Source organism: Sphingomonas sp. PP-CE-1G-424, from assembly GCF_004341085.1.
Lineage (GTDB): Bacteria > Pseudomonadota > Alphaproteobacteria > Sphingomonadales > Sphingomonadaceae > Sphingomonas.
Window position 1 is genome coordinate 1052207 of record NZ_SLXW01000002.1, and the last position, 18679, is coordinate 1070885.

Annotated in this window: 18 protein-coding genes; 8 read left to right on the forward strand and 10 right to left on the reverse strand. The window is 66.4% G+C overall.

Features of this window, described 5'->3' with window-relative positions; genetic code table 11:
* Positions 1-89: 89 nt before the first annotated feature.
* The 7 genes from C8J43_RS10040 to C8J43_RS10070 all read right to left on the reverse strand — a co-directional run bounded on the left by C8J43_RS10040 (position 90) and on the right by C8J43_RS10070 (position 7223).
* A complete protein-coding gene (locus C8J43_RS10040) occupies positions 90-842 on the reverse strand; it encodes a phosphoadenylyl-sulfate reductase (RefSeq protein WP_060527031.1) in 753 nt (250 codons plus the stop codon).
* Complete coding sequence (locus C8J43_RS10045) at positions 835-1275, reverse strand: DUF934 domain-containing protein (RefSeq protein ID WP_056050673.1); 441 nt, start codon at positions 1273-1275, stop codon at positions 835-837. The genes C8J43_RS10040 and C8J43_RS10045 overlap by 8 nt, the downstream gene beginning before the upstream one ends.
* Positions 1268-2899, reverse strand: coding sequence for a nitrite/sulfite reductase (locus C8J43_RS10050; RefSeq protein ID WP_133030718.1), 1632 nt, complete (start codon positions 2897-2899; stop codon positions 1268-1270). The genes C8J43_RS10045 and C8J43_RS10050 overlap by 8 nt, the downstream gene beginning before the upstream one ends.
* 291 nt (positions 2900-3190) lie before the next feature.
* Positions 3191-3487, reverse strand: a complete 297-nt coding sequence (locus C8J43_RS10055; RefSeq protein ID WP_133030719.1) for a DUF2849 domain-containing protein — start codon at positions 3485-3487, stop codon at positions 3191-3193.
* Complete coding sequence (gene cobA / locus C8J43_RS10060) at positions 3484-4275, reverse strand: uroporphyrinogen-III C-methyltransferase (protein ID WP_133030720.1); 792 nt, start codon at positions 4273-4275, stop codon at positions 3484-3486. Before cobA ends, C8J43_RS10055 begins: the two co-directional genes overlap by 4 nt.
* 90 nt (positions 4276-4365) lie before the next feature.
* A complete protein-coding gene (gene astD, locus C8J43_RS10065; RefSeq protein WP_133030721.1) occupies positions 4366-5778 on the reverse strand; it encodes a succinylglutamate-semialdehyde dehydrogenase in 1413 nt (470 codons plus the stop codon).
* Between the two features lie 83 nt (positions 5779-5861).
* Positions 5862-7223 carry a protein adenylyltransferase SelO family protein gene (locus C8J43_RS10070; RefSeq protein WP_133030722.1) on the reverse strand — a complete coding sequence of 454 codons (1362 nt, stop codon included), beginning with the start codon at positions 7221-7223 and terminating at the stop codon, positions 5862-5864.
* A 37-nt stretch (positions 7224-7260) separates the two neighbouring features.
* Here C8J43_RS10070 and C8J43_RS10075 point away from each other — a divergent pair, with 37 nt between their 5' ends.
* The 3 genes from C8J43_RS10075 to C8J43_RS10085 all read left to right on the forward strand — a co-directional run bounded on the left by C8J43_RS10075 (position 7261) and on the right by C8J43_RS10085 (position 10251).
* Positions 7261-8142: an alpha/beta hydrolase gene (locus tag C8J43_RS10075; RefSeq protein WP_133030723.1), complete on the forward strand. Its 882-nt coding sequence runs from the start codon at positions 7261-7263 to the stop codon at positions 8140-8142.
* Positions 8143-8209: 67 nt separating this feature from the next.
* Positions 8210-8968: an SDR family oxidoreductase gene (locus C8J43_RS10080; protein ID WP_056050664.1), complete on the forward strand. Its 759-nt coding sequence runs from the start codon at positions 8210-8212 to the stop codon at positions 8966-8968.
* A gap of 173 nt (positions 8969-9141) precedes the next feature.
* Entirely contained in the window at positions 9142-10251 is a 1110-nt protein-coding gene (locus C8J43_RS10085; RefSeq protein WP_133030724.1) for a glycosidase, read from the forward strand.
* 175 nt (positions 10252-10426) lie between these two features.
* Here the strand turns inward: C8J43_RS10085 and mqo are convergent, their stop codons facing one another.
* Positions 10427-12136, reverse strand: coding sequence for a malate dehydrogenase (quinone) (mqo, locus tag C8J43_RS10090; RefSeq protein ID WP_133030840.1), 1710 nt, complete (start codon positions 12134-12136; stop codon positions 10427-10429).
* Positions 12137-12473: 337 nt separating this feature from the next.
* Here mqo and C8J43_RS10095 point away from each other — a divergent pair, with 337 nt between their 5' ends.
* The 4 genes from C8J43_RS10095 to C8J43_RS10110 all read left to right on the forward strand — a co-directional run bounded on the left by C8J43_RS10095 (position 12474) and on the right by C8J43_RS10110 (position 16393).
* A complete protein-coding gene (locus C8J43_RS10095; protein WP_133030725.1) occupies positions 12474-13622 on the forward strand; it encodes a glycosyltransferase in 1149 nt (382 codons plus the stop codon).
* Between the two features lie 69 nt (positions 13623-13691).
* The gene (locus C8J43_RS10100) at positions 13692-15095 is read left to right on the forward strand and encodes a nitronate monooxygenase (protein WP_056050660.1); all 1404 of its coding nucleotides are present in this window, start codon (positions 13692-13694) and stop codon (positions 15093-15095) included.
* A gap of 246 nt (positions 15096-15341) precedes the next feature.
* Positions 15342-15980, forward strand: a complete 639-nt coding sequence (locus C8J43_RS10105) for a LysE family translocator (protein ID WP_133030726.1) — start codon at positions 15342-15344, stop codon at positions 15978-15980.
* A gap of 167 nt (positions 15981-16147) precedes the next feature.
* Positions 16148-16393 carry a hypothetical protein gene (locus C8J43_RS10110; protein ID WP_243645494.1) on the forward strand — a complete coding sequence of 82 codons (246 nt, stop codon included), beginning with the start codon at positions 16148-16150 and terminating at the stop codon, positions 16391-16393.
* A gap of 139 nt (positions 16394-16532) precedes the next feature.
* Here C8J43_RS10110 and C8J43_RS10115 read toward each other — a convergent pair whose 3' ends face one another.
* Positions 16533-17531, reverse strand: a complete 999-nt coding sequence (locus tag C8J43_RS10115; RefSeq protein ID WP_133030727.1) for a D-glycerate dehydrogenase — start codon at positions 17529-17531, stop codon at positions 16533-16535.
* A gap of 126 nt (positions 17532-17657) precedes the next feature.
* On the opposite strand from C8J43_RS10115, the gene C8J43_RS10120 reads away from it, so the two are divergent.
* Positions 17658-18158 carry an SH3 domain-containing protein gene (locus C8J43_RS10120; RefSeq protein ID WP_133030728.1) on the forward strand — a complete coding sequence of 167 codons (501 nt, stop codon included), beginning with the start codon at positions 17658-17660 and terminating at the stop codon, positions 18156-18158.
* Positions 18159-18270: 112 nt separating this feature from the next.
* Here the strand turns inward: C8J43_RS10120 and C8J43_RS10125 are convergent, their stop codons facing one another.
* The gene (locus C8J43_RS10125) at positions 18271-18654 is read right to left on the reverse strand and encodes a DUF559 domain-containing protein (RefSeq protein WP_133030729.1); all 384 of its coding nucleotides are present in this window, start codon (positions 18652-18654) and stop codon (positions 18271-18273) included.
* Positions 18655-18679: the final 25 nt, after the last annotated feature.

The window sequence follows — 18679 nt, forward strand, 5'->3', positions numbered from 1 at the left end:
AGGCTAGGGACCTGGATCCCAACGCCCCTCTCCCTTCCGTCGCCAAGTGGCTCCTCCCTCCCTCTCCCCGAAGGGGCGAGGGAAAGTGGTCAGATCATCGGGTCGTAATCGGTAGGCGCGTGGATGCCGCATTCGACCTTGTCGAAACTGCGCCACCGGCCTGCCCGGGGGTCTTCGCCGGGGGCGACTTTGGTCGTGCACGGCGCACACCCGATCGAAAGATACCCCTGAGCCTCCAACGGATGCCGCGGCAATTCATGCTCCGCAAAATACGCGTCGAGCTTAGCCTTGTCCCAATCCGCCAGCGGGTTGATCTTCAACCGCCCCTCGTCCTCCTCGAACCGCGGCAAGGCGGTACGAGTCCCCGACTGAAACCCCTTCCGCCCCGAAATCCACGCATCGAACGGGGCGAGCGCCCGCCGCAACGGCTCGACTTTCCGCAGATCGCAGCACCCATCCGGATCGTAGGACCAGCGCAAGCCCGTCTTGTCCTTGATCGCGAGCAACCGCGGATCGGGCCGGAACACGCGCAGGTCGGTGAACCCCAGTTTCTCCGCCAGCTCGTCACGGTACGCCAAGGTCTCGCCGAACATCTTCTGCGTATTCGTGAACACCACCGGCACATCGACATCGACCTGCGCGACCATGTGCAGCAGCACCGCCGACTCCGCGCCAAACGACGACACCGCCGCGATCCGCCCGCGCAACTCGCCGACCAGCAGCTCGAACAGCATCTCCTGTGCGGAGACGCCCTCGAACCGCTCCTGCATCGCCATCGCATCGGCGCGCGTGAACGCCGGCGTGACGTCGATCATGTCGAGTTGGCGCGCGGGCTCACCCATGGCGCAGCTTCCACACCGGCACCGCGCCATCGGCCGCCTTCTGGTACGGCGTGTCGTAGCGCTCCAGGCTCGCGCGTAGCACGTCGATATCGATCGGCGCCTGCGGTGCGAAGCTGTCGAACCCGCAGCGCCGCATCAGCGGAATCTGATCGACCAACACGTCGCCCTGCGCGCGCAGTTCGCCGGTATACCCCGCCTCGCGCAGGATCCGCGCGGACGAATAGCCACGCCCGTCGCGGTAGCCGGGGAAGCTCACCTCGATCAGCGCGAGCTGGTCGATCTGCGGCAACAGCGCGCGCGCGTCGTCGCCCGCCTCCAGGCGCACCGCCGCGGCATTGCTCTGGCCGATGAACGAATCGAGCGTCACCGCGGGCTCGTCATGCGGCTCGTCGTCGCGGAAGCGGAGCAATGTCTGGTCCGGATACTCAACCATAGATCGCCTCCTTGAACGTCTCGAAGCCGACGCGGCGGTAGGTGTCGAGGAAGCGTTCGCCGGGATCGCGGACCTGCAGATAGCGGTCGGTGACACGCTCGATCGCGTCGACCACGCCGTCCTCCGAGAAGCCGGGCCCGGTGATTTTCGCGAGGCTCACGTCCTCCGCGCCAGAGCCGCCGAGCGAGAGCTGGTAATTCTCGGTGCCCTTCTTGTCGACGCCGAGAATGCCGATGTGGCCCGCGTGATGATGCCCGCACGCGTTGATGCAGCCGCTGATCTTCAGCTTCAACTCACCCAAGTCGCGCTGCCGATCGAGACTGCCGAAGCGAGTCGCTATCTTCTGCGCGAGCGGGATCGAGCGCGCATTGGCGAGGCTGCAGTAATCGAGACCGGGGCAGGCGATGATGTCGCTGATCAGGTCGAGATTGGCCTCGGCGAGACCCGCCTCGTTCAGCGCCGACCACACCGCATGCAGGTCGGCAATCCGGACATGCGGCAGGACGATATTCTGCGCATGCGTGACGCGCAGTTCGTCGAAGCTGTAGCGCGTGCCGAGATCGGCCATCACGTCGATCTGGTCCGCCGACGCGTCGCCGGGGATGCCGCCGATCGGCTTCAGGCTGATGTTGACGATCGCATAGCCCGGCTGCTTGTGCGCCTTCACGTTCTGGTCGAGCCAGACCGCGAAGTCGGGATCGCTACGGTCGATATCGGTCGAGGGGTTCGTGTCGAACTCCGGCGCGCCGAAGTGGCTCGTGATGCGCTCCAGTTCCGCGCGCGGCGGATCTAGACCGAGGCCCTTCACCGCGGCGAACTCCTCCTCGACCTGGCGGCGATATTCGTCGGGGCCGATCTCGTGGAGCAAGATCTTGATCCGCGCCTTGTAGATGTTGTCGCGCCGGCCGTAGCGATTGTAGACGCGCAGGCACGCCTCGAGATAGCTCATCAGGTCGTCGGCGGGGACGAAGTCGCGGATTTCGTGGCTGATCATCGGCGTGCGGCCCATGCCGCCGCCGACGAAAATCTTCGCGCCGAGTTCGCCGTCGCGGATGTGCAGCCCAATGCCGATGTCGTGCAGCCGCATCGCCGCGCGATCCTCGTCCGCCGCGATCACGCAGATCTTGAATTTGCGCGGCAGGTACGTGAATTCCGGGTGGAACGTCGACCACTGCCGGATCAGCTCGGCCCAGGGGCGCGGGTCGGCGACCTCGTCCGCAGCGGCGCCGGCGAACTGGTCGGAGCTGATGTTGCGGATGCAGTTGCCGCTGGTCTGGATGGCATGCATCTCGACCGTCGCCAGTTCCTGGAGGATGTCCGGGGTCTGGTCGAGCTGGATCCAGTTGAACTGGATATTCTGCCGCGTGGTGAAGTGGCCGTAGCCGCGATCATACTTCCGCGCGATATGCCCGAGCATCCGCATCTGGCGGCCGTCGAGCGTCCCATACGGCACCGCGACGCGCAGCATGTACGCGTGCAGCTGGAGGTACAGCCCGTTCATCAGCCGGAGCGGTTTGAACTGGTCTTCGGTGAGCTCGCCCGATAGGCGGCGGCGGACCTGATCGCGGAACTCATCGACGCGCTGGTCGACGATCGCCTGGTCGTATTCGTCGTATTTATACATGCGAGGTCCCGGAGAAGGATTGGTTCACGCGAAGGCGCGATGGCGCGAAGAGAATAAGGTGTTTCGCGCAGAGGCGCAGAGACGCGGAGGAGAAGTGTTTGGGGACAGTTTCCGCGTAAGCGGCCATCAAATCTTTCTCGGCTGGCGAGCGTGAAAGCCGCTGCGCAGCAAGCGCACCATCTCCGCGCCTCTGCGCCTCTGCGCGAAACACCTTCTTCTCAAACTCGTCCTTCTCAAACTCGTCGCGCCTTTGCGCCCTCTCGGCTTCGCTCAGGACAGGCTTCGCGTGAATCATATGACCCAACTGCCCGCGTTCGGATCGGCGGGTTTGAGAGTTAGGTCGGGCCGCATCGTCGGGCCTAGCGCGCGGATGCGATCCTTGATGTGGGCTGGGCGGGGGCCTTCGTCGGTCAGTGTCGCCTCGATCAGATAGGGCACGTTGACGCGGCGGGCGCCTTCCTCCGCCTGGAGGATAGCTTCGCCAGCCACGCCGACATCGACCGCGTCCTCGATGTGGCGCGACCAGCCGTTGCCGGTCCACCAGACGACGTCGCCGGTGGGGAGGTCGTTTCCGGTCAACAGCTTCATGCGGCGGCGTCCTCTGCTACGCGGGCCCAGCGGGCGAGTTTGTCTTCGGCGTCCGACAGCTCGACGACCTCGCCGACGACGATGATCGCGGGGCTTTTCACCGCCTCGCGGGTCACCATCGCGCCGAGATCGGCAAGCAACGTCCGGATCGCCCGCGAACCCTCGAGCGTGCCGCGTTCGAGCACCGCGACGGGCATGTCGGGGGCGACGCCATCGGTCATCAGCTTGTCGGCGATGTCGGTCGCGCTCGCGATGCCCATGTAGATCACCAGCGTCCGGCCCTGACCAGCCAGCCCCGCCCAGTTCTGCTCGCTCAGCCCCTTGCACTGGCCCGCGACGAAGCTGACCGCACTCGAGTGATCGCGATGGGTGAGCGGCAACATCGCTTCGGCGGCGCAACCAAGCGCGGCCGAGACGCCGGGGATTACCTCGACGGGCAGGCCCGCGGCGCGGACCGCCTCGACTTCCTCCCCGCCACGGCCGAACACGAACGGATCGCCACCCTTCAGGCGGATGACGATCGCACCGGTCTTCACATGCGCGATGATCAGCGCGTTGATCGCCTCCTGCGGCAGCGTATGGCGCGCGCGCTGTTTGGCGACCGAAATGCGCTGCGCTTCCGGCGGCGCGATGTCGAGCACGCGTGGGTCGATCAGCCCGTCATGGACGACGACGTCGGCGGTCTTCAGCGCCTCGACCGCGCGGACGGTGAGGAGGCCGGGATCGCCCGGTCCCGCCCCGACGAGGATGACGCGCCCGCGGGCGGTGGGATCTAGGAGGCTTGGCATAGGATATGAGATGGACGGCAACCCGCTGCACCGCAACCGAATGATGCTTTGGCGGGAGGTAGGATTGCTTTCGAACGCGCCGAAACGCAGTCAGCCGTCGGCGAGGCCGATGCCGATCGACGCACGCGCGCTCTCGGATTCGCTGCTGACGACCGGGTAGGCGCAGTAATCGGCGGCGTAATAGGCGCTCGGGCGGTGGTTGCCCGACCAGCCGATGCCGCCGAACGGCGCGCTCGACGAGGCGCCATTGGTCGGCTTGTTCCAGTTGACGATGCCGGCGCGGATGTTCGCCCAGAACCGGTCGTACAGCGCTGGTGTCTGGCTGATCAGCGAGGCGGACAGGCCGTAGCGCGTGTTGTTCGCCTCGGCGATCGCGGCGTCGAAATCGTCGACGCGGACGACCTGCAGGATTGGGCCGAACAGCTCGATATCGGGGCGGTCGGGGATGTCGGTGACGTCGATCAGCGCGGGTTTCAGGAACGGCAGGTCCGCGACCGGACGTTCGAGATGGCGGATCGCGCGGCCACCGCGCGTGAGCAGTTCGAGGAAGCTCTCGGTCAGCTGCTCGGCGGCCTCGTTGTCGATCACCGGGCCCATGAACGGGGCGGGGTTGGCGTGCGGTTCGCCGACGATGATCCGCCCGACCATCTTGTCGACGGTGGCGATCAGCGGGTCGTAGAGCTTGGTGTCGACGATCAGCCGGCGCGCCGCGGTGCAGCGCTGCCCGGCGGTGGTGAAGGCCGACTGGATGATCAGGATCGCTGCGGTGTGCAGGTCGGGCGTGTCCCACACGACGATCGGGTTGTTGCCGCCCATCTCGAGCGCGAGGATCTTTTCGGGTTTGTCGGCGAACGCGCGGTTGAGCGCCAGGCCGGTGCGCGCCGAGCCAGTGAACAACAGTCCGTCGATATCCGGATGCGCGGCGAGCGCCTTGCCTTCGTTCGGGCCGCCGATCACGAGGCGGATGCACTCGGGCGGCACGCCCGCGGCGCGGAAGCATTCGACGAGGAACGCGCCGACCGCGGGGGTTTTTTCCGACGGTTTGAAGACGACCGCGTTGCCAGCGATCAGCGCGGGGACGATGTGGCCGTTGGGCAGATGCGCGGGGAAGTTGTACGGCCCGAGCACGGCCAGCACGCCATGCGGCTTGTGGCGGACGGCGATCCGCGACCCCATCGTCGCTTCCAGACGACGCTGCGCGGTACGGTCGGCATAGGCGCTGACCGAGATGTCGACCTTGGCGATCACCGTCTCGACCTCGCCGCGCGCTTCCCAGATCGGCTTGCCGGTTTCGCGGGAGATCAGGTCGGTGAAGGCGTCGTTGCGCTGCCGGACGATGTTGGCAAAGCGCCGCATCGTCTCGATCCGGAAGGCCAGCGGCTTCGACGCCCAGCTCGACCAGCCGGCGCGCGCGCAGGCGACTTCGGCATCGACGTCGCCGATCGGTTGACGCCAGAGAATCGCGCCGGTGGCCGGCTCGTAGGAGATGATCTCGTCGGACATGCGCCGCTCTTGCCTTGATTCGCGGCGAGTTTCCACTGGCGGATCGCACTCTTCTTCTCCCCTCCCTGGAAGGGAGGGAGTAGTTACTCGGCGAGTGCTTCGCCCATTTCGCGGATCGCGGCGACCTTGGCGTTCAGCGCACGCCAGTCGTCATGCTCGGCGATCGGCGCCCAGATCGCCTCCACCTCGTCGATCAGCATGCTGCACGGCTCGCCCGCCCAGTACGGGTGCGAGCGGTCCTTCCGCGGTTCGTAGGCGGCAAGTGCGGCGCGGACTTCGGCCCAGGGTTCGTCGTAGGTGCCGGGCAACTCCCCACCGAACGCGTCGAAGAAGAACCGGTCGATGCCCACGCTGGAGGTGCGGAGCGCGCGTTCGGTGGCCTGGACGAGGTCGCGGTCGGTATCCGGATCGCGCGGGCGGACGCCGAGGCGCCAGAGGATCGCCTCCGTGACTTCCGGCTGATAGCGCGGACCGAACTGGTCTAGCGCGGCCACCAGCGGGTCGCTTTCGGCGATCTGGCGGAGCGCGACGGCCATCTGCATCACGTCCCAGTGAATCGCCTCGGGCTGGCGGCCGAACGCGTAGAGCCCCTGATGGTCGAAATAGGCAGCGGTGAAGGCCGGGTCCCAGGTCGGGGCGAACCGCCACGGGCCGTAGTCGAAGCTCTCGCCGGTGACGTTGATGTTGTCGGAATTGAGCACGCCATGGACGAACCCCGCCGCCATGTAGCGCGCCGCGAGACGCGCGGTGCGGCTGACGACGAGGTCGAGCAGGCGGACCGGATCGTCGCTGTTCTCGTCGTAGAGGTTGCGGAGCGTGTAACCGACGAGTGTGCGCAAACCCGCTTCGTCGCGTTCGTAGGCGAGGCGCTGGAAGCTGCCGATTCGCACGTGGCTGTGATTGAGGCGGACGAGGACGGCCGAGCGCGTCGGGCTAGGCTCGTCGCCGCGCTGGAGTTCTTCGCCGGTCTCGATCAGCGACAGCGTGCGCGAGGTGGGCACGTTGAGCGCCTCGAGCATTTCGGTTGCGAGGATCTCGCGCATCCCGCCCTTGAGTGTCAGGCGGCCATCGCCCGCGCGGCTCCACGGGGTCTGGCCCGATCCCTTGGTGCCGAGGTCCATCAGGCGACCGCCCTCGTCCCGCATTTGCGCAAAGGTGAAACCGCGGCCGTCGCCGAGATCGGGGTTGTAATTGCGGAACTGGTGGCCGTGATAGCGGAGGGCTAAGGGCTTGGAGAGCGTGTCGGGGAGCGGTGAGAACCGGCCGAAATGGCGCGTCCATTCGTCATCCGTCAGCGTGTCGAGACCGATCTGCGCGGCGGCGCGGTCGTTGCGGAAACGAAGCCGCGTCTCGGGGAAGTCGGCGGGCGCGACGGGATCGAAGAAGCCGTCCCCCAGCGTTAGAAGTTCAGCTTCGGGGCGATACACTTGCGGGTCGATGGCCATGCGGCGATATGGTGGCCGCTACCCGAAGGACGCAACCATGGCCGCATACGAAAACCTCTATTGGTGGTCCAACGACGGGCTGAGACTCCACGCACGCGACTATCCGGGCGGCGCGGAGGGCCAGCCGCCGATCCTGTGCATGGCCGGGCTGACGCGCAATGCGCGCGATTTCGATGCGCTCGCGGCAAGGCTGGCCGGGCGCTGGCGCCTGATCGCAGTGGACTTTCGCGGGCGCGGCGAGAGCGCATACGCGAAGGACCCGATGTCGTATGTCCCGCTGACTTACGTGCACGACGTCGAAGCGCTGCTGACGGAGCAGGGGATCAATCGGTACATCGCGTTCGGCACGTCGCTGGGCGGAATCGTCACGATGCTGATGGCGGGGCCGTCGCGGGGGCGGATGGCGGCGGCGTTGCTCAACGATGTCGGGCCGGAGATCGACGCGCAGGGGCTGGCGCGGATCCGCGGCTATGTTGGCAAGTCCAGCGTCTTCCCGACCTGGATGCACGCCGCGCGCTGCGTCGCCGAGAATAACGGCGACGTCTATCCCGACTGGCAGATCGAGGATTGGCTGGCGATGGCCAAGCGCCTGTACCGGCTCAACAGTTCGGGGCGGATCGTGCTCGATTACGATCTGAAGATCGCCGAGCCGTTCCGCGTGCCGGGTAACGAAGCCGGGCCGGACATGTGGCAGGCGCTGGGCTCGCTGCGCGACGTGCCGACGCTGATCGTCCGCGGTGGGCGCTCGGACCTGCTTTCGGCGGCGACGGCGGAGCGGATGGCGGCGTCGCTCGACTTGGCCGAAGTGGTGACGGTGCCGGGCGTCGGCCACGCCCCGACGCTGAGCGAGACGATGCTGCAGGAGCCGATCGACCGGTTGCTGGCGCGCGCGCTTGAGGGGGCGGCGATCCGCGCTTAGGGGAGGGCGGCGCGCAGTGTTTCACCGTGCATTTCGCCGCCAATCTGCTGACAAGCCGGGATACTTGATGACCGAACTCTCCGACGCCCACACCACCGTCCGCCCGCTGAAGGGCCGCCGCGCGATCATCACCGGGGGGACCACCGGGATCGGCCGGGCGATCGCGGTGCTGCTCGCCTCGGAGGGCGCCAAGGTCTATATCTGCGGCCGCGACGAACGCTATCTGCAGGACGCGCTCGCGCGCATTCGCGAAGTCGGCGAGGGCGACGGGATGATCACCGAGCTCGCCGATCCCGACAAGGTCCGCGCGTTCTTCGATGCAGGCGAAGCGTATCTGGGGGGCTTCGACATCACCGTCGTCAATGCGGCGGTCGCGGCCGGTGGCCTGACGCAGATGAGCGAGGACGAGCTTCGTTATGCGATCGCGGTCGACTTCACCGCGTACCTGCTCAGCGCGCACCACGCCGCGCACCGGATGAAGCCGATCAGCGACATCGTCATCATCGGCTCGCTGAGCGCGCATATCCTCGGGCCGAGCTCGACGGTGTATGCCGGGGTCAAGTCGGGGATCGCCGGCTTCTCGGAAGCGTTGCGGCGTGAGCTCGGGCCGAAGGGGATCAAGGTCTCGCTGGTCGAGCCCGGCAAGGTCGGCTCGAACATGCAGTATCCGGACGTGCCCGACGACAAGCAGCGCCAGATGATCGAGGCGGAGCAGATGCTGCGCGCGGAGGACATCGCGGTCGGGGTGGAGTTCGTGCTGACGCAGCCGACGCGGACCGTGATCCAGCAGATCGTCATCGTCCCGCGGGCGCTCGAGGGGGAGTAAGCGCCGACGGCTTGGCGGTATGTCGTCGAGCGCCAAGCCCTTCCCGTCATCCTGACGAAAGTCAGGATCCAGAGTAACGGAGAGGCGTCCTTCACGGCTCTGGATCCTGACTTTCGTCAGGATGGCGGTAGTGATGAATGGTCGCGTCGCCGCGTATCACCAAGGAGAATAGCATGTTCGACCAGCTCGTCTTCACCCCCGCCGACATCGACCTGTCGCGCTCGCCGCTGGCGGGGAAGGTCGGTGCCGAGACCTATGTGCTCGGCGCGTTCAATCCGGGGATGACGCGGCTGGCGAACGGCAATCTGCTGCTCATGGTACGCGTCGCCGAGGCGCTCAAGCAGCCGGTCAAGAATGGCAACGTCCACGCGATCCGCTGGCAGGACGGCGCATACCTGCTCGATGCGTGGCCGCTGCAGATGGTGGATACCAAGGACCCGCGCAAATTCCTGATCCCCGGCGGCGGGTGGAAGGTGATGGCGCTGACGTCGCTGTCATGGCTGCTGCCGGTCGAACTCGATGCCGAGGGGCGCTCGGTCGTCACGGTGCATTACGACAAGGCGATCGCGCCGCGCACCTCGTACCAATGCTACGGCGTCGAGGATGCGCGGATCTCCAAGGTCGGCGACCGCTATCTGATGACGACCTGCTCGGTCAGCCCCGAGCGGCATTCGACGACGTTGTATTCGTCCGCCGACGCGCTCGACTGGCAGCTCGAGGGGATCGTTCTCGATCACCAGAACAAGGACATGCTGATCTTCGAAGGGCTGATCGACGGGCAGTATTGGGCGCAGACCCGGCCGCTCGGCGATCTGTATTTCGCGTATCCACCGGGCAGCGAATGGCGCAGCGGGCCGTCGATAAACCTGTCGCACTCGCCCGATGCGCTCCATTGGAAGCCGCACGACAAGCCCGGCATCCGCCCGCATTCGGCCACCGTTTCGACCGCGCGGATGGGCGGCGGCGCGCCCCCGATCCTGACCGATCGCGGATGGCTGACCTTGTGGCACGGTGTCGAGCCGTCGGGCGTGGTAGGCATCTATCGCACCTATTGGTCGATCCTCGACAAGGACGATCCCTCGATCACCGTGGCGACCGAACATACCGCGCTGCTCGAGCCCAAGCCCGAACTGACCGAGCCGCTGAAGGACCAGATGTACCTCGACAACGTCGTCTTCACGACCGGCATCGCCGATGCGGGGGACTTCTACGTCGTGGCAAGCGGCGAGGCCGACCTGGCGTGCCGGATCACGCATATCCCGAAGGATGTGTTCGCCGCCTGATCGCGATTCTGCAGCTAGATAATTACGGCTTTTCCTTCGTCATGCCGGGCTTGTTCCGGCATCCACTGTTCCGCAAACTCATCGAGATTTGGTTTGCGGCACGGTGGACCCCGGAACAAGTCCGGGGTGACGGGGCGGTTTTGGCATCTGCAAGGGCTTAACCTGATCCCCGCTCTTACAGCGCCAGGTCGGGGCTGCGGTCGACCTTGACGCGCGTTGCCGCCGGCTTGGGCTGGGTCGACACGAACACCGCCGGCGACGGCACCGTCAGTTGCAGGGTCTGCGCGGTCGCCGCCCAGGTCTTGGCGATCAGCTCGGGCTTGTCGTTGAGCGTGACGCCGTAGCTCGGGACGATCTCGCGGATCTTGCCCTGCCACGCGGCCGTCGCGAGATGGTTGGGGAACACCTTCTTGAGCAAATCGAGCATGATCGACGGCGCGGTCGACGCGCCCGGCGACGCCCCCAGCAACGCGGCGATCGAGCCGTCCTTCGACGCGACGATCTCGGTACCGAGCTTCAGCACGCCGCCCTTGTTCGGATCGCGCTTGATGATCTGGACGCGCTGACCCGCCTGCCACAGCCGCCAGTCGCCATCCTTCGCGCCCGGGAAATACTCGCGCAGCGCCGTCATCCGGTCGGCGTCCGACATGATCAGCTGCCCGGCGAGATATTCGACCAAGTCGAAATCGTCCCAGCCGACCGCCATCATCGGCCGAAAATTGTCGAGCGTCACCGACGCCGGCAGATCGAAATACGAGCCTTCCTTCAGGAACTTGGTCGAGAAGGTCGCGAACGGCCCGAACAGCAGCGCCTGCTTGCCGTCGAGATAGCGCGTGTCGAGATGCGGCACCGACATCGGCGGCGATCCGACCGCGGCCTTGCCGTAGACCTTGGCAAGGTGACGCTGCGCCACCTCGGGCTTGTCGGTGACGAGGAACGAGCCACCGACCGGGAAGCCGGCATAATCGTCGGCTTCGGGAATTCCCGACTTCTGCAGGATCGGCAGCGCGCCACCGCCCGCACCGGCGAACACGAAGCGCGCGTTGATGATCCGCTTCTCATCGCTCTTCATGTCGCGCGCGGTCACCCGCCAGCGTTTGTCCGCGCTGCGCTCCAGCGACCGCACCTCGTGGCCGGTGGTCAGCGTGAAGCCCGGCTGCTTGCGCATCGCATCGACATATTGCCGCGTGACCTCGCCCCAGTTGCAGTCGGTGCCGAGCGGCGAGCGCGTCGCGGCGAGCTTCATGGTGGGGTCGCGACCCTGCATCATCACCGGCACCCACTGCGCGATCTGCTTGGGGTCGGTCGAGAATTCCATGCCAGAGAACAGCGGGCTCGCCTGCAACGCGGCATGGCGCTTGCGGAGGAACGCGACGTTCGCATCGCCCCAGACCAGGTTCATATGCGGCGTGGAATTGATGAACGAGCGCGGGTTGGCGAGCATCCCGGCATCGACCTGATGGCTGAGGAACTGGCGCGTCACCTGGAACTGCTCGTTGATCTCGATCGCCTTCTTGATCTCGACCAGCCCGTCGGCCGCGTTGACCGGCGTGTAGTTCAGCTCGCACAGCGCCGAGTGGCCGGTGCCCGCGTTGTTCCAGCCGTTCGAGCTTTCCTCCGCGACCTTGTCGAGCCGCTCGACCAGTTCGATCGTCCAGCTCGGTTCGAGCTGGTGGAGCAGCACCGCGAGCGTCGCGCTCATGATGCCGCCGCCGACCAGCAGCACGTCGACGTTGCGTTCGGTCGGGGCGGCCTCGGCGGAGGCCAGCGGCAGCATCGCCGCGCCGCCCGCGGTGATCGCCGACCCCAGCAGCCCGCGCCGGGTCACGCGCGTGTCGATCGTCGCCGCGCGGTTGGAGTCGCCATTCAGCTGGGGCGTGGTCATGTCGTCGTTGGAAGGGAGCCGCATCGTCGTGCCTCGTCGTTGGCGGTCTGGTCCGGCCTCCAGCGCTTCGACAGCGGGGGCGGGACCGAAGGACCGGATTGTCGTTCGGGCCGCGCGAAGACCTTGCCGCATATAGGCAAAACCATCGATCGAGCGCGACCGCTGCTCGAAATCCTCGTCCAACTCTCTGTCAGTCTTCGGGTGTCGTCACGCTGCTTGCTGCGCATGACGTAGTTGTCATATAATGGCATCGCGGTACCGATCGTGCAAGACCGCACCGGCCAAAGCGGCTTTGCGCCACCTTGAAAGCTGCCGCGAAAATCGGCATCGGTCGCGGATGGCTGCACCCGTCAACATCCTTCATCTCCATTCGTCGTTCGACCTCGGCGGCAAGGAAGCACGCGCGGTTCGGCTGATGAATGCGTTTGGCGATCGCGCGAAACACACCATCGTATCGGGGATGCCGGATGCGCTCAGCGCGCGGGACTCGATCGCGAAGGGCATCCGCTACGAGATCGCGCAGAACCCGCCGCCGCTGACCGGCAAGCCTTCGGTGAAACGCTACGAGGCGATCGCGCAGTACATGCGGCGGTTCGACCTGGTGCTGAGCTACAACTGGGGCGCGATCGACGGGGCGATGGGGCGCCGCGCGTTCGCCAAGGGCGCGCCGCCGCTCGTCCATCACGAAGACGGGTTCAACGCGGACGAGGCAAGCGGGCTCAAGATCGAGCGCAACATATACCGGCGGCTCGCGCTGGGCGCGGCGCATGCGCTCGCGGTGCCGTCGGAGGTGCTCGAAGGCATCGCGCTGAAGACCTGGAAACAGCCGCGCGAGCGCGTCCACCGGATCGTCAACGGAATCGGCACCGCCTATTACGCGCAGAAGCCCGAACCCAAGGCGATCCCCGGGTTCACCCGCAACGCCAAGGAAACCGTGATCGGCGCGCTCGCGGGCTTGCGCGAGGTGAAGGATCTCACCGCGCTGGTCCGTGCGGTCGGCGGCGTCTCGGGCCGGGTGCGGCTGGTGATCATCGGGGAGGGCCCCGAGCGCGCGAACATCCTGCAAGCCGCCGCCGCGATGGGGATGGCGGACAAGCTGGTGCTGCCCGGATTTCTCGATCGGCCCTACCGGTATATCGGCCATTTCGACATGCTCGCCGTGTCGTCGCGCAGCGAGCAGTTTCCGATTGCGGTGGTCGAGGCGATGGCCGCGGGCCTGCCGATCGCGAGCTATCCGGTCGGCGACATCACGCGGATGGTCTCGACGGAAAACCTGCCGTTCGTGACCGACATCGCCAATGAAGTCCGGCTGCGCGACGCGTTGCAGGCACTGGTCGGCGATCCGGCGTTGCGCGCCTCGGTCGGCGCCGCGAACCAGGCCAAGGCGCGGGCGCAATTCGACGAAGCGGTTATGATCGCTCGCTATCGCGCGCTGTACGAGGACGCGCTCGGGCGGCCGGGCGCACTGGGCGATCTACTAACCTAGGTCTTAATATTGCTCGCACGCTGCGTCCTTGCGATATAGGGGGCCGTATTTTCCGGGAGAGGTGACGTCGTGTTCAAGGGCCTGAAGCCTATCGTCTATAACGGTCGGGAAGTCTGGCCTCTGGTTGAGGGCGGCAAGGGTGTCGCCGCGACCAACCACGCGTCGGCCGGCGCCTGGGCTGCGGCCGGGGGTATCGGCACGGTGTCGGCGGTCAACGCCGACAGCTACGATCCCGACGGCAAGATCATCCCGCAGGTCTATGCGGCGCTGACGCGGCGCGACCGGCACGAGGAACTCGTCGAATACGCGATCGAAGGTGCGGTCCAGCAGGTCGAGCGCGCGTACGAGATCGCCGACGGCAAGGGCGCGATCAACATCAACGTGCTGTGGGAAATGGGCGGCGCGCAGCGAATCCTACATGGCGTTCTCGAACGCACCCGCGGCAAGGTCGCCGGTGTCACCTGCGGCGCTGGCATGCCGTACAAGCTGTCCGAGATCACCGCGTCCTACGGCGTCAGCTATCTGCCGATCGTCAGCTCCGGTCGTGCCTTCCGCGCATTGTGGAAGCGCGCGTACTCGAAGGCAGCCGAGTGGCTCGCCGCGGTAGTCTACGAGGATCCGTGGCTCGCGGGCGGGCACAACGGCCTGTCGAATGCCGAGGATCCGTTGAAGCCGCAGGACCCGTATCCGCGCGTGAAGGAGCTGCGCGACGTGATGCGCGAAGGCGGCATCTCGGACGACGTGCCGATCGTGATGGCCGGCGGCGTCTGGTATCTGCGCGACTGGAACGACTGGATCGACAATCCCGAGCTGGGCACGATCGCGTTCCAGTTCGGCACCCGGCCGCTTCTCACGCGCGAGAGCCCGATCCCCGAGGGCTGGAAGAACGCGCTGACGCAGATCGAGCCCGGCGACGTGCTGCTGCACAAATTCTCGCCAACCGGCTTCTACTCGTCCGCGGTGCGCAATCCGTTCCTGCGCTCTTTGGAAGCACGCTCCGAGCGCCAGATCGCCTTCTCGACGCAGGAGGCAGGCGACCACGTCTTCCAGCTCGACGTCGGCGTGAAGGGCAAGAACTTCTGGGTCACACGCAACGACCTGCTGCGTGCGCGGCAGTGGTTCGGCGAGGGTTATACCGACGCGCTCAAGACGCCGGACAACACGCTGGTGTTCGTCAGCCCGACCGAGAAGGGCATGATCCGCAAGGACCAGTCGGACTGCATGGGCTGCCTGTCGCAATGCTCGTTCTCGAGCTGGGCGGATACGGAGACCAACTCGACCGGACGCCTCGCGGACCCGCGCAGCTTCTGCATCCAGAAGACGCTGCAGGACATCGCGCATGGCGGCGACATCGACCAGAATTTGATGTTCGCAGGGCATGCCGCGTATAACTTCAAGAAGGACCCGTTCTATTCGAACGGGTTCGTGCCGAGTGTGGGACAGCTGGTCGATCGGATTTTGACGGGGGATTGAGGCTGGAGGCAGTAGGGAACCGCAGTTTGGCGGCGGTGCTGCTGTGCCAACACGCCACGTTCTTCGTCATGCCGGGCTTGTTCCGGCATCCACGGTGCCGCGCTCTCTCGAGTGTGAGTTTGCCGCACCGTGGACCCCGGAACAGGTCCGGGGTGACGGACTGTTTTTGGCAGGGCTCTGAGCAGGCTGCGGGCGCCAGTAGGCAGCCAGGTCTTCTTCATCAGCATGAAGGGCAGGGGAGTAAACATGACGCTACACGCCTGGTGGCTGTTCGTGGTCGCCGTCTTCCTCCTATGCGGAACGCCCGGACCCAACATGCTGCACGTGATGACGCGCAGCATCGCCTTCGGCGCGCGGCGCAGCGTCGCGGCGATGGCGGGGTGCCTCACGGCGCTGGTGCTCGTGCTGGCGGCGTCCGCGGCGGGCGTATCCGCGTTGCTCACGGCATGGCCGCGGGTGTTCGACGCGCTGCGTTATGCCGGTGTCGCGTATTTGATCTTCCTCGGGATCAAGGCGTGGCGCGGGGCGGGGTCGCCGATCGACGTCGGCGACGATACGACGCCGGTGGTGCTCCCTCCGACCGTGTCGGCGTGGCGCCTGTATCGCGGCGGGTTCGTGATCGGGATCAGCAATCCCAAGCTGCTGCTGTTCGCCGCGGCGTTCCTGCCGCAGTTCGTCGACCGCGCCTCCCCGCAGGCGCCGCAGTTCGCCATTCTGGTGGCGACCTTCGCGGTGGTCGAGAGCTTCTGGTACGGCGTGTACGCTGCCGGTGGGCGGACGCTCGCGCGCTATCTGACGCGCCCCGCGTTGCGGCGCGCGTTCGACCGTGTGACGGGGGCGATCTTCGTCGGGTTCGGCCTCGCTTTGCTGCGGGTGCGAGCATAGCCAAAGCATGCCCCGCCATTGCCGTTCGGGGCGATAGCGCGCATAGCCGACGTATCGCGGCGCTTCGTACGGGCAGGCTGCGACTGAGAGATGCTTTGCGCTCCCGCTCCGAGCCGGGAATGCCGCATGACGATCACTTCAGCCATCGCATCTACAGGGATCGCATTGTGACGGTGGGCACCGACACGGTCGTGCCGATCTCGCGCGCGGTCAACGTTAGCGTCGAACAGCCTCAGGTCGTTGCGATGTGCAAGAAGCACGACGCGACCATCAGCGCCATCGAAACGCTGCCGTCGGGCGGCACCCGCGTCGTGCTGATGAACAGTGCGGATGCGGCGAAAATCATCAAGGCGTTCGGGTCGAAGGTGCTGACCGGAACGGTAGCGCGAACCCACTGGATGCGCGCGGTCTGAGACCGTTGCGATCCTCCCCCGCCAGGGGGAGGTGGCTGGCCCTTGCCAGTCGGAGGGGGAGGAAGGCGAAACGTCGCGTGTCCCCCCGTCACCCTCGGCGTCACCTCACCCTTGCGGGGGAGGATCGACGGCTGAAGCGTCAGATCCAGCCGTCGAGCACCTGATCCGGCGGGCGATGGCCATCCGCCCACATCCGGATATTCTGGATGACGCGCTCGCCTGACGCCATACGCCCTTCCAGCGTCGCCGAGCCCATGTGCGGCAGCATTACGACGTTGGGCAGCGCGAGCAGCCGCGGATCGATCATCGGCTCGTGCGCCCAGACGTCGAGACCGGCGCCCGCCAAACGTCCGGCCTCCAGCGCATCGACCAGCGCACCCTCGTCGACGATCCCGCCGCGCGCCGCGTTGATCAGGTACACATGCGGTCGCATCAGCGCGATCCGGCGCGCATCGATCAGGTCGCGGCTGTCGGCGTTCAAGGGCGTATGGATCGTGACGATGTCGACTGCGGCGAGCATGTCGTCGAGCGACGCATGGAAGGTGGCGGCCAGCTGCGCCTCGCGCACCGTGGGCAGGCGGGTGCGATTGTGATAATGGATCGTCAGCCCGAACGCGCGCGCCCTGAGCGCGACCGCCTGGCCGATCCGCCCCATCCCGACGATCCCGAGTGCCTTGCCGCCGATCCGGTGGCCGAGCATCCCGCCCGGGCTCCAGCCCTTCCACTGACCCGATCGCACCAGCTTCTCGCCCTCGGCCAAGCGTCGCGGCACCGACAGGATCAGCGCCATCGTCATGTCGGCGGTGTCCTCGGTGAGCACCCCCGGCGTATTGGTGACGATGATCCCACGCGCGCGCGCAGCCTTCAGGTCGATATGGTTCACGCCCGCACCGTAGTTGGCGATCAGCTTCAGCCGGTCGCCCGCGCCCGCGATCAGGTCGGCGTCGATGTCGTCGGTCACCGTCGGCACGAACACGTCGCAATCGGCCATCGCCGCGGCAAGCTGGTCGCGGCCGAGCTTGGTGTCGGCGCGGTTGTTCTGCGTATCGAACAGCGCCTCCATCCGGTCCATCAGCGTATCGGCCAGCTCGCGGGTGACGACGACCTTCGGGTTCGGACAGCGGCGTGTGTCGATCATGCGACCGGCTTGGCGAAGCCGCTCGTGCCCGTCAACGTCCCGTCAACGTCCCGTCAACGTCGACACCGCAACTTCGGTTGAGGAAAGCGGTTCGTCGCGATAGGAGTTCGGTTCGCCAGTTAGGACATGACCATGCGCATTCTCGCCGCCGCGCTTTCCGCTCTTGTTGTCGCCGCGCTGGTGCCCGACCCGGCGACCGCGGCCGACGCGACGAAGAAGAGCGTGCCCTATTATGCCTCGATCTCGGCGTCGCGCGCGCGGATGCGGACCGGGCCGGCACGGACGTATCCCGCGAGCTGGCTGTATCAGCGGCAGGATCTGCCGATCAAGGTGGTCGCGATCTTCAAGGAATGGCGCAAGATCGCCGATCCCGATGGGACCGAGGGCTGGATGCAGGCGAACCTGCTGAGCGGCACGCGCACCGCGATCGTGCATGGCGCGGGGCCGGTGGACCTGCGCGAGAAGCCCGATGCAGGAAGCCGGGTGCTGTGGCGCGCGGCACCGGGCGTGGTCGGGCGGCTGAGCCGTTGCGGCAATGGCTGGTGCCGGCTGGATGTGAAGGGGCAGGCGGGGTTTGTTGCCGTTGGTGGGCTCTGGGGTGTCGAGGCTGGCGAGGTCTTGCCTTGAGGGTGGCGAGCGTCGGCGTTTGGGCCGGCGGTGCGTGATGCGGAAGCCGACCCACCCCCAGCCCCTCCCTTCCAGGGAGGGGGTAAGAAGTTACCAGTCGGGCGGCTTCCTTCTAGCTCCCCTCCCTGGAAGGGAGGGGTTGGGGGTGGGTTGGCTGCTGAAGACGGAGGACGCTTGCCAGAATTGTTTCCGCGACGCCGTCTGGGTTGCGGGCAACGTCCGAGTTCCAGAACCGGATTACCGTCCACCCGAGCGCTTCCAACCGCCGCGTCCTCGAACGGTCCCGAACCGAACCGATATGTTGGCTGCCGTCGAACTCCACCGCCAACCGCACCTCCCGGCACGCCAAGTCGACGATAAACCGCTCCACCACCAACTGCCGCGTAAACCGCGGCCGAAAATGCGCGATCTTGTGCCAGATCGCGATCTCCGCATCCGTCGGATGATTGCGCAACTCTCGAGCACGCCGCGTCATCTCGGGAGGGATACGGGCCATCGTTCCAAACTGCGCTCGGGACTAG

Excerpts from the sequence above, each read along its gene's own strand:
- C8J43_RS10115 (WP_133030727.1), bottom strand. The coding sequence starts at position 17,531 with ATGATCGACACACGCCGCTGTCCGAACCCGAAGGTCGTCGTCACCCGC.
- C8J43_RS10105 (WP_133030726.1), top strand. The coding sequence starts at position 15,342 with ATGACGCTACACGCCTGGTGGCTGTTCGTGGTCGCCGTCTTCCTCCTA.
- C8J43_RS10050 (WP_133030718.1), bottom strand. The coding sequence starts at position 2,899 with ATGTATAAATACGACGAATACGACCAGGCGATCGTCGACCAGCGCGTC.
- cobA (WP_133030720.1), bottom strand. The coding sequence starts at position 4,275 with ATGCCAAGCCTCCTAGATCCCACCGCCCGCGGGCGCGTCATCCTCGTC.
- C8J43_RS10070 (WP_133030722.1), bottom strand. The coding sequence starts at position 7,223 with ATGGCCATCGACCCGCAAGTGTATCGCCCCGAAGCTGAACTTCTAACG.
- mqo (WP_133030840.1), bottom strand. The coding sequence starts at position 12,136 with ATGACCACGCCCCAGCTGAATGGCGACTCCAACCGCGCGGCGACGATC.
- C8J43_RS10095 (WP_133030725.1), top strand. The coding sequence starts at position 12,474 with ATGGCTGCACCCGTCAACATCCTTCATCTCCATTCGTCGTTCGACCTC.
- astD (WP_133030721.1), bottom strand. The coding sequence starts at position 5,778 with ATGTCCGACGAGATCATCTCCTACGAGCCGGCCACCGGCGCGATTCTC.
- C8J43_RS10075 (WP_133030723.1), top strand. The coding sequence starts at position 7,261 with ATGGCCGCATACGAAAACCTCTATTGGTGGTCCAACGACGGGCTGAGA.
- C8J43_RS10085 (WP_133030724.1), top strand. The coding sequence starts at position 9,142 with ATGTTCGACCAGCTCGTCTTCACCCCCGCCGACATCGACCTGTCGCGC.
- C8J43_RS10040 (WP_060527031.1), bottom strand. The coding sequence starts at position 842 with ATGGGTGAGCCCGCGCGCCAACTCGACATGATCGACGTCACGCCGGCG.
- C8J43_RS10125 (WP_133030729.1), bottom strand. The coding sequence starts at position 18,654 with ATGGCCCGTATCCCTCCCGAGATGACGCGGCGTGCTCGAGAGTTGCGC.
- C8J43_RS10080 (WP_056050664.1), top strand. The coding sequence starts at position 8,210 with ATGACCGAACTCTCCGACGCCCACACCACCGTCCGCCCGCTGAAGGGC.
- C8J43_RS10045 (WP_056050673.1), bottom strand. The coding sequence starts at position 1,275 with ATGGTTGAGTATCCGGACCAGACATTGCTCCGCTTCCGCGACGACGAG.
- C8J43_RS10120 (WP_133030728.1), top strand. The coding sequence starts at position 17,658 with ATGACCATGCGCATTCTCGCCGCCGCGCTTTCCGCTCTTGTTGTCGCC.
- C8J43_RS10055 (WP_133030719.1), bottom strand. The coding sequence starts at position 3,487 with ATGAAGCTGTTGACCGGAAACGACCTCCCCACCGGCGACGTCGTCTGG.